Annotated in this window: 1 protein-coding gene; it reads left to right on the forward strand. The window is 49.6% G+C overall.

The window, feature by feature from the left end; genetic code table 11:
• Positions 1-704, forward strand: a 704-nt coding sequence (locus tag R7Q47_RS23285) for a phosphoenolpyruvate carboxylase (RefSeq protein WP_318089419.1), incomplete at both ends; no start/stop codon positions are given.

Below are 704 nucleotides of genomic sequence, written 5' to 3' on the forward strand. Positions count from 1 at the left end.
CCACCAAAGAGCTTGAAAGGCGGGTTACGCGTAACAGAACAAGGCGAAATGATCCGCTTTAAACTGGGTCTACCAGATGTTGCGGTAAACAGCTTCAACTTGTATGCAAGCGCCATTTTGGAAGCAAATCTACTGCCACCACCAGAGCCAAAACAAGAATGGCGCGACTTGATGGAAGTGCTGTCGGAAGTGAGCTGTGAAGCTTACCGTGGCGTCGTCCGTGGCGAACCAGATTTTGTTCCATACTTCCGTCAAGCGACGCCTGAACTAGAGCTAGGCAAACTGCCGCTTGGTTCACGCCCAGCGAAACGTAATCCAAATGGCGGTGTAGAAAGCTTACGTGCAATTCCTTGGATCTTCTCGTGGAGCCAAAACCGTTTGGTGCTTCCGGCTTGGTTAGGCGCAGGTGAAGCTATTCAGTACTCAGTAGACAAAGGTCATCAGGCGCTACTGGAAGAAATGTGTCGCGAATGGCCGTTCTTCTCAACTCGCCTAGGTATGCTTGAGATGGTGTACACCAAGTGCAACATGGAAATCTCTCGCTACTATGACCAACGCCTAGTTGAACCTCAACTTCAACCATTGGGTGACCGACTGCGTGAACAGCTTCAACGTGATATTAAGTCCGTACTGAACGTAGAGAACAACGAAAACCTAATGCAAAGCGACCCATGGGGCCAAGAATCAATTCGCCTACGTAACAT

Source organism: Vibrio sp. Vb0349, from assembly GCF_033338975.1.